Raw genomic sequence first — 13,726 nt, 5'->3', positions numbered from 1 at the left:
GGGGATGACCTCACCCCCACTTCGCCAATTCGCCCTGCAAGGGGCGGCGGCCATTCTTGTTCTCTCGCTGGCGTGGCCCTACTACGGACTGAATGACGAAGTCATGCCCTGGCTGCAGACCAGCCTGGCGATCGGTGGCGTCGCCCTGATCTTCGCCACGCTTTCCCGCCAGCCCTGGTGGTGGCGGGTCATCCACGCCGGTTTCATGCCGCTCGTCTGGTTCACCCACACGCTGGCCATCGATCCGGGCTGGTTCCTGCTCGCTGCCATCCTGCTGCTGCTCGTCTTTCGCGGCGCACTATCTGGACAGGTGCCGCTCTATCTATCCAACAAGCAGACCGTCGCCGCCTTGGCCGAACTGCTGGCCGCACGCGGCCCGACCCGCTTTCTCGATCTCGGCGCCGGTCTCGGCAGCACCACGGTGCCACTGGCCGACGCCCTCCCCGACAGCCATTTCACCGGCTACGAAAACGCCCCGCTGACCTGGCTGGTCGGCCGTTTTTTCAGCCTGGGCCGACCCAATATCCGTTGGCGCTGGGATGATCTCTGGATGGCAAAACTCGGTGACTACGACGTGGTCTATGCCTTCCTGTCGCCGGCTCCGATGCCTCGACTCTGGGAAAAGGTAAAAGCCGAAATGCAGCCAGGCAGCCTGTTCATCAGCAACAGTTTTCCAGTACCCGGCATGACGCCCGAGCGGGTCATTGAGGTCGACTGCACGCCACCTCGGCCGCTCTATTGCTACCAGCTGTAGCCCGCATGCCCAGCAGAAAGCCCGAAACTCTCGCCCTGAGCATTGCACTGGTCGGCACGCTGGTGGTTTTGCTTGTTTTTCTGGCCGACCTCGCCCTGGCACGACACCGCGACCTGGAATCCGGCGAACGTCGGCTCCAGCATTTCGGTCTGATGATGGCCGAGCATACCGCCCGGACTTTCGAAGCCGTCGACGTGCTGCTTCGCGAGACGGCAACCGATCTCTCGCACAGCCGCCGCGACTGGGAAACGTGGGATACCAGCAAGGGCTGGGAATACATTGCCCAGCGCCATTCGCGGGCCATGCCGCAGCTGCGGGACCTGATCATTTTTGATCGGTATGGCAACCAGCGCTTTATCTCGACCTTCTTCCCGGCCCCCCACATCAACGTCAAGGACCGCCCCTATTTCATCGCGCTTGAGGATGGAGCTGAGTCCTCCACCTTCGGCCCCTATATCGGCCGCAACAGCGGGCGTTACACCTACGCCATCGCCCGCCGCCTGACCGGTGACAACGGACATTTTGCTGGCGTCGTCTTTGCGGCCATGGAGCCGGCCTATCTCCAGGACTTCTGCTGGTCGAACCGGCTGTCCGACGATTTCGAAACCGTCCTCATCAACCAGAAAAGCGAAATCATCGCCTCCTGCCGCCCCTCCGACCTCAGCCGGCAATCGCCGATTCTCGGCGCCCAGGCCGCAGCAGTCTTGTACGGTGGCCAACTAAAGGGTTTCATTCCGGAGAATGGCTTGACCAGCGGCAACGGTTACCTGATCGCCGTATCCCAAGTCCCCGGCTTTACCGACCTGCGAGTTCTCAGCGTGATCCCGGAAAAGACACTGCTGGCCGCCTGGCACAACCGCCTGTTCGAACTGGGTACGCTGGCTCTGCTCGTCAGCATCGTCCTGCTCGTCACCGGACTGCTGGTTCGCCGCCAGGTTCGCGACATGGCGGCCATGACCGAGGAACTGGCGGCCAGCCACGATCTGCTCGAAGAACGCGTCCGCGAAGCTACCCAAGAGCTGGCCGGACAGAAGAATGCCGCCGAACGCGCCAACACGGCAAAGAGTCGCTTTCTCGCGGCGGCCAGTCACGACTTGCGCCAACCCTTGCATGCACTATCACTGTTCGCCACTGACCTGCAGCGCCAGATTCGCAGCGGCACCCCGCAGGAGCTGCCCCGGCTGGCCGAACAAATATCAGCCTCGACGACCATTCTTGGCGAACTGCTCGATTCGCTGCTTGATATCTCCCGACTCGACGTCGCCGGCATCAAGCCCGATAGCCGCCCAACCCCGTTGCAGCCGATCTTCGAGCGCCTCGCCAATTCCTTCCGGCGCGCCGCGACCGACCGCAATATGAGCTTGCGTTTCCATCCGACCACGCGATGGGTGGAAACCGATCCGATCATGCTCGAACGCATGATCGCCAATCTGGTATCCAATGCCTTGCGCTATACCCCGCCCGGCGGCAGCGTGCTGGTTGCCGCCCGCAACAGGGGCGACAGGGTGCTGATCGAAATCAGGGATAACGGTATCGGCATTGCCCCCCAACACCAGGCCGCCATTTTTGCCGAGTTCTACCAGGTCGGAAACACGGCCCGGGAACAGAACAAGGGGCTGGGATTGGGCCTGTCCATCGTCGATCGACTGGCCAAAGCGCTGGGGATCGAGGTAAAGCTCAACTCAAGGCAGGGGGAAGGAACCAAGTTCACGCTCAGCGTAGCGAGCAGCCAGCCAGTTGTTGCCGGGCCGGCCGCAAGCGACAAACCGCCACAAGCCGGCAAGGTTCACTGCATCGGCACCTCGGAAGAGATGCTGTCCTGCATCGAACTGATGAAACGCTGGGACTATGCCGTCAGCAGCGATGATGGCAGCCGGACCGAGCGCCGGCCCGAAGATGCCGTATTGATCGCTGAACCCGAACTCGCCGCCGCCGCCAGTGCCGAACTGGTGACCGGCATGCCCTTGGTTGTCCTGGTCCGTGACCCGGGCGCAAGCCTGCCGGCCGGGGCTCACGCGCTGCCCGTACCAGTGCGCCCAGCCAAGCTGCGGGCGCTACTGAACCAGCTTCAGAAGACGCTTTCGAAATCGATGCCGTAACGGGCAACGGCAACCAGCGCTTGCGTCCGGCTGCTGACGCCTAGCGCCTTGAATACCGCCGTCGCATGGATCTTGACCGTCCCCTCCGACAAGCCAAGCTGATCGGCAATGTCCCGGTTCGACAAGCCACGCACCATCAAGGCAAGCACCTGTCCCTGACGGTCAGTCAAGCCAATCTCGTCGGGACGCACCCCGTTTTTCGGCGGCGGCGGCACCGGCGTAGCGTCGTCCAGCCGTGCTGCCGACTGGCCGTTCGGCCGGAAGATGTTGCCGGCCAATACTTCGCGCACCGCCGAGAGCAAGGCCTCACCGGAGAAGGCCTTGGGAATGAATCCGGAAGCGCCCAGATTCAGCACGCGCGTAATGGTCGGCGTATCGTCGAAGGCCGACACGACAGCAACCGGCATGGCCGGGTAGCGGCGGCGCAGGATATCGAGACCGGCAAAGCCGTCGATTCCCGGCAGCGCCAGGTCGAGCAAGACCAGATCGAACTCACCTTCATTCTCGAGCACATTCAGCGCCGATTCGAAGTCCGCACTCTCCAGGACCTTTGCGCCAGCTTCGATCTGCCCAAGCAGGCGAACCAGACCTTCGCGAACCAGCGCATGATCTTCAACCACCAACAGCTTCAACATACCGTCCCCTTATTCAACAGGCCGCTAATTTATCATTTTGCATTACGAAGTGGTTTAAGATGATGTTATCCAACCGGAGGAGAAGAACATGGCCGAAGAACAGGTACACGACCCGCTCAATTTCATGCGCAACATGTGGGGCAATATGGGTTTCTCGCTCCCCGGCATGGTGGCGCCGACTTTCGATCTCGACGAACTCGACAAGCGCATCAAGGACATGAAGGCCGTCGAGGGCTGGCTGCGCATGAACCTGTCGATGCTGCAGATGACCATTCAGGGCCTGGAAATGCAGCGCACCACAGTCGGTGCGGTGCAGGCCATGGGCAAGATGGCCTCGGAAAGTGTCAAGGCCATGTCGCCGGAAGCCGCCGAAGCCGCACCGGCCGAAGCGCAGCCCAATGCCTTTTCCGATGCAGCCATGTGGCCATGGCAGATGATGCAGCAGATGCGCGACCAGATGCAGCAGTCGGCCGAAGCTGTTGCCCAGGCAGCCGCCGAAGAAGCAGAAGAGACAAAACCAAAGGCCAGGCGGCCCGCCGCCACCAAGAAGTAATCAGAGTCGAGCCAGCCACGCTGCCCACAGCGGCAGCGTGAGCATCGACCCCAGCGTGGTCGCCGAAATCAGCCAGGCAACACTACGGCCGTCGCCACCCATGCGCATGGCCAGAATATAGGCCGACGACGCCGTCGGTAGCGCCGCGAACAGCACCACCACCTGATAGTTGAGTCCGGACAGACCAAGTAGACTCCCCACGCCAAGCGCCACCAGCGGTAGTGCCAGCAGTTTCACCAGCACCAGCCACAACGAAAAACCCCGCACCCCCGGCGTACTTTCCAGCCGCAAGGCCGCGCCGACCGTGATCAGCCCGAGGGCAATCGAGGCATCGGCCAGGCGTCCGAGAAAGGCCTGCAACGGCGCCGGAGGCACGAAGCCGGCGAGGTTGAGCAGGAAGCCGGTCGCTGTTCCCCAGATCAGCGGATTGCGCGCCACTTCGCGCCACAGGCCAGCGTCGCCATGACGGGCCAGCATCCACACCGAGACCAGATTGGCGAACGGGACGGCGGCCCCGACGATCAAGCCCATGGTTGCAATGCCCGGCGAACCGAACAGCATGCCGGCCACGGCCAGCGCAATGTAGGAGTTGAAGCGGTAGGCGCACTGGAACATCGAGGCATAGGTCAGCGCCGGCAAGCGACTGAACAGCTTGGGCACAATGCCGAGCAGCATGCCGCCGGCCATCGCCGCCAAGGCCGTGGCGAGCAGCGGCAAGGCGGCGCCCAGATCGAGTCGGGTCTTGATGATGGCGTTGATCAGCAGTGCCGGAAACAGGATGAAATAGACCAGCTTCTCGACGCCGTTCCAGAAATGGTCGCCCAGATGCATCCAGCGGCGGATGGCCGCACCGAGCAGGATCAATGAAAAATCGGGAAGGAGCAGCAAGGCGGTATTCATCGCTCCATTTTAGAGGCTTGCCGCCCCGTCCCCAACTGTGGCCAACCACAGCTTGGTTGACCTGCTCAGGCAAACCCTAAATACTCGCCGGAACAAGGAGAAGAAAATGCATCCTGAATGGTGGCACTGGGTTGTCGGCGGCATCGTGCTGGTTCTCGCCGAACTGATCATCCCCTCGTTCTTCATCGTCTGGTTTGGTTTGGGCGCCCTGCTCGTCGGACTTCTGGCCCTGGCTTTCGACCTCTCGCTGACTGCCCAGCTGGCGACCTGGACCATTGCTTCGCTGGCCATGGTCGTGCTGTGGTTCCGCGTCTTCAAGCAAAGTTTCGTCAAGACCCGCTCGGGTACGGCCGATGGTGAGGCCATCGGCGAAATCGGTCTGCTGGTCAGTGCCGTCGCTCCTTTCGAGCGCGGCAAGGTTCGTTTTCAACGGCCGATCCTCGGCTCCGAGGAATGGGTTTGCCTGTCGGACACCGCCATCGCGGCGGGCGAGCGGGTCAAGGTGACGGCCGTCGAGGGTAGTTTCGTCAAGGTCAGCAAGGCTTAGAGGGATAGCAAAATGGATATGAATGCAGGATTTGTCGTCACACTGGCCATTCTGGTCTTTGTCGTCGTCACCATCGCCAAGGGCGTGCGCATCGTGCCGCAGGGCGAGGAGTGGATCGTCGAGCGGCTGGGCAAGTACCACGGCACGCTGAAACCGGGCCTCAACATCGTCATTCCCTACCTTGACAAGGTGTCTTACCAATTGGTGACCAAGGACATCATCCTCGACGTCCAGGAGCAGGAGGTCATTACCCGCGACAACGCGGTGATCCTGACCAATGCCATTGCCTTCATCAAGGTCACCGACCCGGTCAAGGCGGTCTATGGCGTCACCGACTTCTCCGAAGCCATCCGCAACCTGATCATGACCACGCTGCGCTCGATTGTGGGCGAAATGGAACTCGACGAAGCGCTGTCGTCGCGCGACAAGATCAAGGCCCGGCTGCGCGAAAGCATCGCCGACGAAGCGGTCGACTGGGGCCTGACCGTCAAATCGGTCGAAATCCAGGACATCAAGCCCTCGCAATCGATGCAGAAAGCCATGGAAATGCAGGCGGCGGCCGAGCGCGAGCGCAAAGCCGTCGTCACCCGCTCGGAGGGTGCCAAGCAGTCGGCCATTCTCGAAGCCGAAGCCCGCCTCGAATCGGCCAAGCGCGACGCCAACGCCCAGGTCATGCTGGCCGAGGCTTCAGCCGAGGCGATCCGGCGCATCACGGCCGCCATCGGCGACCAGACCGGCCCGATGTCCTACATGCTCGGCGAAAAATACATCGCGGCACTGGAACGCATGGGCGAAAAAGACAACGCCAAGCTTGTCGTCCTGCCGGCTGACCTTCAGGAGGCAGTACGCGGACTGTTTGGACGAAAAGGCTGATCCGGAAGCCGGGCATGAAAGGCCGGACCCGTCGCACTGAGCGATCACCGGTTCACCCGGGCCTACATCCGCTTTCAATACCTATACAAAACTTTGCATACAAATCTGCGGCAAGTGCTAACCTTCTGTCGCTCTTGTCATTTTCGGAACTTTCCGAAGATAAGGCTGCCCCACTGTTAAACCATAACCACATCTGAAGATTGGCCCCATCGCGGCATGATTGCACCGGCAAATGCCGGCGCCGATTCAGCCAGAAAAGAAAGCCATGCAGGAAAAAACGACTCGCCGTAGCCCTCAAGATAAGCCGGCGCCCCAGGCGATCAATCACGCCTATCTGGTGCACGGCGCAGTACACGAAATTTCAGGCCAAAGCGCGACACTTGACGAGGCTCTGCTCGGCAAGCTGTTTCGCCGCCGCCTGAAACGACTGGAGCGAGTCCTCGCTGCACATGGCGGGTCGATCATTCGGCAGATGCCACAAAGCCTGCTGGCATCGTTCGAGACCGCTGAAGCTGCCTTGTTCGGGTCTTGCGAAATGCAGCGCCGCTGCGCCGTGATCCCCCAAATTGCCGACACCCAGATCGCGCTCAAGATTGGCATTCACCTCGCCACGGCCGGAAGAGTTTCAACAAGTCCCGTCGATCCGGCCGAGGCCACCGCCAGCAAACTTTCTTCCCTGCTTGATGAAGCGAGCATCGTGATTTCCGAAAGCGTGGCGCAAGCACTGCCTGCCAACCTGCGGGACAAAACGGTAGCGGTTGCCAATGAAGGCTCGGAAATACCGGCTTATTCCATCGACTGGAATGCACTTCCGATGTTGCGCGCGACTCCCCAAAGAAAAGAAAGCATCCCTGAATCCAGTCCGACTCCCGATACTCAACGATCTGGAATAATCATTCGCCAGGGTGAGCGCACCCTCCGTTTCTCGACCGATCATCCGATGCTGACAATCGGCCGGGATCCCGCCAGCGATATTGCAATCAATTGCCCGAAAGCCTCTCGGCAGCATTGCCGCATCATCTATCGCCAGGGCAACTATGTGCTGGTAGACCTGAGCACGAACGGCACCTACGTTACCGCACACAACGCACCGGAAACGCTGATCCGTAAAGAAATGGTCACGCTCAACGGCAATGGCCGGATCAGCTTTGGCCAATCATGGCAACAGGGCAGCGACCACGCATTCGAGTTTGAGGTCAGCCTGATCGAGCCTTGATCCAGACCGGGAAGGCGAACTACTTCCCGCCATCCCCGTATTGCTTGCGCAACCGGTTCAAGCCCTGCTGGAATGCCGCAGCATCACCATAATCGAAGAAATTCGGATAGCGGTCATGCGAAGCCTTGATTCGTCGGGCATGCTTGATCGGGCACCAGTACTGTTCGGTGCGCGCCGCCACTTCCCGCGTATATGCCGCCACCCCGTTGCCGTATGAGCAGTAGAAGCAGTTGAATTTCTCGATGATGTTCAGGTAAGGCAGATCCTGGCGATCGAAAACCAGATAATCGGAACGCCGCACCTTGGGGATTCGGTAGATCGGAAAGCAGATCGCCTGATAAATACTGACAAACAGGTCCATCAGCAGAAAAGGCAACCAGCCCAGATAGATGATGGGAGCAGTCAGCACAACCAGGAAACGGGAGCGCAGCATGAAACGGAACAGGCCGGTCTTGTAGCGACGCTGCTGGCGAAGAAGCTCATCGGCCAGTTCCTGTTTCTTCTGCGCCCACTCCTCGCGCGTCTTTCGGTATTCCTCCTCAAGCTCATCCTGCAGACCATGGATTCGCTCCAGCAACTCGTCGATATTCTTGTTCATGATTTCTGACCTTTTGCCTGATTGGCCTGCTATCCCCGCAATTGATCGAGTGTGCCTGATCAAAGCGCCAGCGTCACGCCCGACAGCGGCCAATCTGGGCTTTTCCTGGAGACACCTGAGACTGGATAATAAGGGACATCCACTGGACTTAGCCGCCAACCGGCATCAACCCAAACTCTCCTCCGGAAAATCAATGCAAAACGCCCCAGAAACGAAAGCACGTGGCCCATTGGCCGGTATCAAGGTCATCGAATTCGCCGGTATCGGCCCCGGGCCTTTCTGCGGCATGCTGCTCGCCGACATGGGCGCCGAAGTCACCTTGCTCGAACGAGCCGGTGGCACCTTTGCCTCGCAACTGTTTGGCGGTGGGCGCAAGGCCGTGGCCAATCGCGGCAAAAAATCGCTGTGCATCGACCTCAAGCACCCGGAAGCCAAAAACCTGGTTTTCAAGCTGATTGCCGAGGCCGATGTGCTGATCGAGGGGTTCCGGCCCGGTGTCATGGAACGCCTTGGCTATGGCCCTAAGGTTTGTCTGAGCCTCAATCCGCGGCTGATCTATGGCCGCATGACCGGCTGGGGCCAAACCGGCCCGCTGGCTCCGCGTGCCGGTCACGATGCCAACTACGCCGCGATTGCCGGCGTGCTCGATACCGGCCGCCGCCATGGCGGCGCCCCCTGGGCCCCACCCACCCTGGTCGGCGACATGGGCGGTGGCGGCCTGATGCTCGCCTGGGGCATCGCCTGCGCGCTGCTTGAGGCTCAACGCAGCGGCAAAGGCCAGGTCATCGATGCTGCGATGTGCGAAGGCGCTGCCGTTCTCGCCCACGGACTGTTCAATCTCGAAGCGCTGGGCGAATGGGAAGGCCACTGCGCCATCGATTCGAGCGCGCCCTTCTACGACGTCTATGAATGCGCCGATGGCCTGTGGATCAGCGTTTGCCCACTTGAACCCCAGTTTTACGCGACCTTTGTCGAGCGCCTCGGACTGAGCGGTGATCCCGACTTTACTGGCCAGCAATATGACAAGACACGCTGGCCACTCATGCAGCAGCGGCTGGTCGAAATTTTCAAACGGGAACCACGCAAGCACTGGGAAGCGCTGTTCGATGACACGGACGATTGCGTGTGGCCGGTGCTGAGCATGAAGGAAGCCCCGGCTCACCCGCACAATCTGGACAGAGAGGCTTTTGTCGACGTCGCGGGGGTCAGGCAACCCGCCCCGGCCCCTCGCCTTTCGCGCACACCGGGAGCAATTCAGGCCCCGCCGCCGCTATTGGGGGAACATAGCCGTGAAGTTTTGACTTCGTTAGGGCTGTCCGACGTCGAAGTCGAACAGCTGGCGGCCAATGGCGTGGTCAGCGAGAAACGATAAACTCGAGTGCGAACAGGCTCACTGCTCGCAAACCCCGAGCAGATCGGCCTCCAGTTCGATTTCCATACCTTTTTCCAGCTTCCGGTCGAGGAACATGCCGCGATACAGCCGGCCGGCATTTTCAGCCTTCTTGGCATGCGGTGTTTCCCAATCGCTGACCCGGACACGAACGACACCAATCTGCTCGTCACGCTCCGCCACGTCCTGCGCCACGCAGGGGTAGGCAATGGCGTGGCGGTTGAATTCATCGCGGCTGTATTGCTCGATATTCTTGCCGGCTACCACCGGGCACTTGGCCAGGTGGCGCGACTGAACTTCCGCCGTAATCACTTCACCTTTGAGGTAGAAAATGGGATCGGTGACGATAAAACCGGCCCCGCCCTCTTCATAACGCACGCACTGCCCCGCCCTCAGCATCTCCGGCTGTTTGAACAGCAGCCGCGCGGATGGACGCAGGACAGGCTCGGCGGCCTGCGCCGAGAGCGCCAGCCAGGCCAGCGCAAGTACGAAAATTCGCATGAAAGATATCCGGATCAGTAGACCCGGCTATCTTCGATCACCTTCCCGTCGTTGGGCAAGCCCCCCGGTGCCGAAAAAGCAACTTCACCGCGCAACTTGGTCACTTCACGCAAGCTGCTGACCACGGCCTTGTCCAGAACCTCATTACCGGCTTCGATCTCGCAATACAGGACCATGCGATCCTGGCCGCCAGGATTATCAACCACCAGCCGCATGCGATAAATTTCCGGGTGACGTTCAGCGATCTCGGCCACCTGCTCCGGATGCACGAACATGCCCTTGACCTTGGTCGTCTGGTCGGCCCGACCGAGCCAGCCCCTGAGGCGGATATTGCTGCGCCCGCAAGGTGAGCGCCCCGGCAGGATGGCCGACAGGTCGCCGGTGGCGAAACGGATCAGCGGGTAATCCGGGCTGAAGGTGGTCACCACCACCTCGCCGACCTCACCGGGCTCGACCGGATCACCGGTGCCGGGACGGACGATCTCGACCAGCAACTCCTCTTCGACGACCAGTCCTTCCTCAGCCTCGGTTTCATAGGCGATGGCTCCGATATCGGCTGTGGCATAGCACTGACGAACCTTGATGCCACGCTCGTTGAGCCAATTGCGGGTGATACCCGGCAAGGCTTCGCCGGAAACCAGCGCCTTCTTCAGTGATGAAATGTCGGCACCGAGTTCCTCGGCCTTCTCGACGATGATGCGCAAAAAGGACGGTGTGCCAACATAGCCATCCGGCTTCAGGTCGACCATGGCCTGAACCTGCTGCTCGGTCTGGCCGACGCCCCCCGGGAAGACGGCACAGCCCAGCTTGCGTGCCCCGCCTTCCATCAGGAAAGCCCCCGGCGTGAAGTGATAGGAAAAACAGTTGTGCACCAGATCACCATGACGAAAACCAGCGGCATACAGCACCCGCGCCATGCGCCAATGATCCATGTCCATGCCCTGCAGCTCATAGATCGGCCCGGGCGAAGCAAATACCCGCTTGGCCTTGTGACGCGCCAAGGCGTTGAGTCCGCCAAACGGCGGATGCTTTTTCTGCAATTCGATCAGGTCACGCTTGCGGGTCAGCGGCAGCTTGGCCAGCGCCTCGCGCGTGATGCAGTCGAACGGATTGATGCCGGCCAGCGTCTGGAAATAATAGGACGTCGTTTCCTTGGCATGCGCCACCTGACGGGCCAGCTTGTCCATCAGATCGGCTTCGCGCTCATCCGGATCGCGGGTTTCGAGCGGATCGTAATAGCTCATTTCAAATTTCTCCGTTTTTTCCGGTTGACCGTGGCATTCGGCTTTTTAGCGAAACACCGAGACAGCCCGAGGGTTGCAAAGTAGCCCCGCAGGGCAAGGCGGAGGCCGGCGCCGTTGGCTCCTGCCAACAAGCCGGCCGACAACGCCGCCATGCGCGGCGCACTGCAACCCGTTAAGACAGCCAGCGTTTGCGGCGTCGATAGTGCTTTACGTCCTTGAAGGATTTTCGGCCAGCTGAACTCAGCCCCAGATAGAACTCCTTAACATCCTCATTGGTCCGCAGATCTTCCGCGTCCCCTTCCATCACCACCCGGCCGTTTTCCAAGATGTACCCGAAGTCGGCATAACGCAGCGCCACCATGGTGTTCTGCTCAGCCAGCAGGAAACTGACGTTCTCTCGGGTGTTCAGGTCCTTCACGATCTCGAAGATTTCCTCGACGATCTGCGGTGCCAGGCCCATCGACGGTTCGTCGAGCAGGATCATTTCCGGCTTGGCCATCAGCGCCCGGCCGATCGCGCACATCTGCTGCTCGCCACCGGAGGTATAGCCGGCCTGCGAGGTGCGTCGCGTCTTCAGGCGCGGGAAGTAGTGATAGACCTTTTCCAGGCTGTCTTTCAACTCGCCGCGCGAAATCGAGCGGGTGTAGGCGCCGGTCAGCAGGTTTTCCTCGATGGTCAGGTGGCCGAAACAATGGCGCCCTTCCATGACCTGAATGACACCGCGCTTGACCAGTTCGTTCGGAGTCAGCTGGTCGATACGATTACCTTTGTATTCGACCGAACCCTTGGTCACATCGCCGCGTTCGGCATGCAGCAGGTTGGAAATCGCCTTCAGGGTCGTCGATTTGCCGGCACCGTTGGCACCGAGCAAGGCGACGATCTTGCCTTTCGGCACGTTCAGCGACACGCCCTTGAGCACCAGGATCACGTGGTCGTAGATGACCTCAATGTTGTTGATGCTCAGGTAGTTGTCGGGCACGGCAGCGGCAGTTTGTGTATTCATCATCGTTTCCGATTCATGGGACGGAGAGAAAGAGCGAGGGCTCATGCCCCCACTCCCTCCTCCTGCCGTCTCATTTTTCCTTGGAGCAATCGCGCGGCGTGATGCCCTTTTCCTTGGCGTACTGCTTGGCAGAGGCCTGGAACAACGGGTGGATCAGCGATTTATTACCTTCAATCCAACCGGATACCGGCACCCACTTGGCACCATCCCACTGCTGGATCTTCACCTTGCCGGAACCTTCGTGGTTGTCGCAGGAGGTCTTGATTTCCGGCAGCAGGTCAGTGGCGCCCAAAGCCTTCAGGCGGGCATCGTTGATGTTCAGGTTTTCCAGCGCCCAGCGAGTCTGCTCGCCGTTCAGCGCCTTGCCCTTGCCATACTTCTCCTGACCCTTGCGGATCGCCTCGACCGACAGCACGGCGGCAGAAACACCACGGTTGTAGAGGACGGTGCCGATCTTGGCGACATCCTGCAGGTTGCCCTTGCCGGCGCCGTAGACCACCTTCTCGATGTCGGCGATAACCGGTACCTGCTTGCCGGCGACGTTCCAGGTCGCGGCCATGTAGCCCTTGGCGGCATCGCCGGCCGGGATGACGTCTTCCTCCGAACCGGTCCACCACGAGCCGATCATCTTGTCACGCGGGAAGCCGACCTTCTGGGCCGCCTTCAGCGCCGTCTGGTTCATCACGCCCCAGCCCCAGAACACCACGTAGTCCGGCTTTTCCTGGCGGATCTTCAGCCACTGGGCGCCCTGCTCGTTGCCTGGGTGGGCGACCGGAATCTGGACCAGCGTGAATTTGTTCAGCGATGCCTCGGCTTCCATCGCGATGATGGCTTCCTTGCCGTAGGCGGAGTCGTGATACAGATAAACGATCTTCTTGCCAGCCAGGTTGCCACCGTTCTTGTCCTTGATGAACTTGACGATGGCCGAGGCCTGCATCTGGTAGGTGGTGACCAGCGGGAAGGCATAGGGGAAGACCGAGCCATCGACCGCATCGGTCCGGCCGTAGCCCATCATGGCCAGTGGCAGCTTGTCCTGGGCCGACTTGTCGACCAGGGCGTAGGAGATGCCGGTCGACATCGTGTGGATCGGGCCGGCCGACTTGGCGGCCTTGCTCTTCAGGCGCTCATAGCACTCGACGCCCTTGGCGTTGTTGTATTCCGTTTCGCACTCTTCCCAGGTCATCTGAACGCCATTGACGCCCTTTTCCTTGATGTTGACGTAGTTCAGGTAGTCGATGAAGCCGCCGTAGAAGGCCTGGCCGTTCGAGCCATAGGGGCCGACGCGGTAGTCGATCAGCGGGAAGAATTGTTCTTCGGCGGCAGCTGCACCTTGAGACAGCATCGCCAGGGAAAGCGCAACAGCACTCAGGGCAGGTTTGAAGCTTTTAATCATGGTTTTGTCTCCTCTAGTTA

General features: G+C 60.5%; 14 protein-coding genes. 7 read left to right on the top strand and 7 right to left on the bottom strand.

The annotated features are described in order from the left end of the window. Window positions 1-4: 4 nt before the first annotated feature. Both DARO_RS01420 and DARO_RS21455 read left to right on the top strand, forming a co-directional pair. A complete protein-coding gene (locus DARO_RS01420) occupies window positions 5-754 on the top strand; it encodes a class I SAM-dependent methyltransferase (protein ID WP_011286035.1) in 750 nt (249 codons plus the stop codon). Window positions 755-759: 5 nt separating this feature from the next. Continuing rightward, window positions 760-2,853: a sensor histidine kinase gene (locus DARO_RS21455; RefSeq protein ID WP_011286034.1), complete on the top strand. Its 2,094-nt coding sequence runs from the start codon at window positions 760-762 to the stop codon at window positions 2,851-2,853. Here DARO_RS21455 and DARO_RS01410 read toward each other — a convergent pair. Beyond that, entirely contained in the window at window positions 2,823-3,488 is a 666-nt protein-coding gene (locus DARO_RS01410; RefSeq protein WP_011286033.1) for a response regulator transcription factor, read from the bottom strand. The two genes, DARO_RS21455 and DARO_RS01410, sit on opposite strands and share 31 nt — an antisense overlap. Window positions 3,489-3,576: 88 nt before the next feature. Here DARO_RS01410 and DARO_RS01405 point away from each other — a divergent pair, with 88 nt between their 5' ends. Then, the gene (locus DARO_RS01405) at window positions 3,577-4,041 is read left to right on the top strand and encodes a PhaM family polyhydroxyalkanoate granule multifunctional regulatory protein (protein WP_011286032.1); all 465 of its coding nucleotides are present in this window, start codon (window positions 3,577-3,579) and stop codon (window positions 4,039-4,041) included. Here the strand turns inward: DARO_RS01405 and DARO_RS01400 are convergent, their stop codons facing one another. Further along, window positions 4,042-4,941, bottom strand: a complete 900-nt coding sequence (locus DARO_RS01400) for an AEC family transporter (RefSeq protein ID WP_011286031.1) — start codon at window positions 4,939-4,941, stop codon at window positions 4,042-4,044. It lies immediately after the preceding gene. Between the two features lie 106 nt (window positions 4,942-5,047). On the opposite strand from DARO_RS01400, the gene DARO_RS01395 reads away from it, so the two are divergent. From DARO_RS01395 to DARO_RS01385, 3 genes are all read left to right on the top strand, one after another. Then, a complete protein-coding gene (locus DARO_RS01395; protein ID WP_011286030.1) occupies window positions 5,048-5,488 on the top strand; it encodes an NfeD family protein in 441 nt (146 codons plus the stop codon). Window positions 5,489-5,500: 12 nt separating this feature from the next. After that, the gene (locus DARO_RS01390; protein WP_011286029.1) at window positions 5,501-6,361 is read left to right on the top strand and encodes an SPFH domain-containing protein; all 861 of its coding nucleotides are present in this window, start codon (window positions 5,501-5,503) and stop codon (window positions 6,359-6,361) included. Between the two features lie 232 nt (window positions 6,362-6,593). After that, the gene (locus DARO_RS01385; RefSeq protein ID WP_011286028.1) at window positions 6,594-7,577 is read left to right on the top strand and encodes an FHA domain-containing protein; all 984 of its coding nucleotides are present in this window, start codon (window positions 6,594-6,596) and stop codon (window positions 7,575-7,577) included. Between the two features lie 19 nt (window positions 7,578-7,596). Here the strand turns inward: DARO_RS01385 and DARO_RS01380 are convergent, their stop codons facing one another. Further along, the gene (locus DARO_RS01380; protein ID WP_011286027.1) at window positions 7,597-8,175 is read right to left on the bottom strand and encodes a hypothetical protein; all 579 of its coding nucleotides are present in this window, start codon (window positions 8,173-8,175) and stop codon (window positions 7,597-7,599) included. 193 nt (window positions 8,176-8,368) lie between these two features. Between DARO_RS01380 and DARO_RS01375 the strand changes: the two genes are divergently transcribed. Beyond that, window positions 8,369-9,547, top strand: coding sequence for a CaiB/BaiF CoA transferase family protein (locus DARO_RS01375; RefSeq protein WP_011286026.1), 1,179 nt, complete (start codon window positions 8,369-8,371; stop codon window positions 9,545-9,547). Between the two features lie 18 nt (window positions 9,548-9,565). Here DARO_RS01375 and DARO_RS01370 read toward each other — a convergent pair whose 3' ends face one another. From DARO_RS01370 to DARO_RS01355, 4 genes are all read right to left on the bottom strand, one after another. Further along, entirely contained in the window at window positions 9,566-10,066 is a 501-nt protein-coding gene (locus tag DARO_RS01370) for a hypothetical protein (RefSeq protein WP_011286025.1), read from the bottom strand. 14 nt (window positions 10,067-10,080) lie between these two features. Next, window positions 10,081-11,310: an AMP-binding protein gene (locus DARO_RS01365; protein WP_011286024.1), complete on the bottom strand. Its 1,230-nt coding sequence runs from the start codon at window positions 11,308-11,310 to the stop codon at window positions 10,081-10,083. 172 nt (window positions 11,311-11,482) lie between these two features. Next, window positions 11,483-12,313, bottom strand: coding sequence for an ABC transporter ATP-binding protein (locus DARO_RS01360; protein WP_049758372.1), 831 nt, complete (start codon window positions 12,311-12,313; stop codon window positions 11,483-11,485). 70 nt (window positions 12,314-12,383) lie between these two features. Next, entirely contained in the window at window positions 12,384-13,706 is a 1,323-nt protein-coding gene (locus DARO_RS01355) for an ABC transporter substrate-binding protein (protein ID WP_011286022.1), read from the bottom strand. Between the last annotated feature and the right edge of the window lie 20 nt (window positions 13,707-13,726).

It is taken from the genome of Dechloromonas aromatica RCB, assembly GCF_000012425.1.
This window is presented reverse-complemented; position numbering and strand designations above follow the sequence as displayed.

Excerpts from the sequence above, each read along its gene's own strand:
- DARO_RS01420 (WP_011286035.1), top strand. The coding sequence starts at position 5 with ATGACCTCACCCCCACTTCGCCAATTCGCCCTGCAAGGGGCGGCGGCC.
- DARO_RS21455 (WP_011286034.1), top strand. The coding sequence starts at position 760 with ATGCCCAGCAGAAAGCCCGAAACTCTCGCCCTGAGCATTGCACTGGTC.
- DARO_RS01410 (WP_011286033.1), bottom strand. The coding sequence starts at position 3,488 with ATGTTGAAGCTGTTGGTGGTTGAAGATCATGCGCTGGTTCGCGAAGGT.
- DARO_RS01405 (WP_011286032.1), top strand. The coding sequence starts at position 3,577 with ATGGCCGAAGAACAGGTACACGACCCGCTCAATTTCATGCGCAACATG.
- DARO_RS01400 (WP_011286031.1), bottom strand. The coding sequence starts at position 4,941 with ATGAATACCGCCTTGCTGCTCCTTCCCGATTTTTCATTGATCCTGCTC.
- DARO_RS01395 (WP_011286030.1), top strand. The coding sequence starts at position 5,048 with ATGCATCCTGAATGGTGGCACTGGGTTGTCGGCGGCATCGTGCTGGTT.
- DARO_RS01390 (WP_011286029.1), top strand. The coding sequence starts at position 5,501 with ATGGATATGAATGCAGGATTTGTCGTCACACTGGCCATTCTGGTCTTT.
- DARO_RS01385 (WP_011286028.1), top strand. The coding sequence starts at position 6,594 with ATGCCGGCGCCGATTCAGCCAGAAAAGAAAGCCATGCAGGAAAAAACG.
- DARO_RS01380 (WP_011286027.1), bottom strand. The coding sequence starts at position 8,175 with ATGAACAAGAATATCGACGAGTTGCTGGAGCGAATCCATGGTCTGCAG.
- DARO_RS01375 (WP_011286026.1), top strand. The coding sequence starts at position 8,369 with ATGCAAAACGCCCCAGAAACGAAAGCACGTGGCCCATTGGCCGGTATC.
- DARO_RS01370 (WP_011286025.1), bottom strand. The coding sequence starts at position 10,066 with ATGCGAATTTTCGTACTTGCGCTGGCCTGGCTGGCGCTCTCGGCGCAG.
- DARO_RS01365 (WP_011286024.1), bottom strand. The coding sequence starts at position 11,310 with ATGAGCTATTACGATCCGCTCGAAACCCGCGATCCGGATGAGCGCGAA.
- DARO_RS01360 (WP_049758372.1), bottom strand. The coding sequence starts at position 12,313 with ATGAATACACAAACTGCCGCTGCCGTGCCCGACAACTACCTGAGCATC.
- DARO_RS01355 (WP_011286022.1), bottom strand. The coding sequence starts at position 13,706 with ATGATTAAAAGCTTCAAACCTGCCCTGAGTGCTGTTGCGCTTTCCCTG.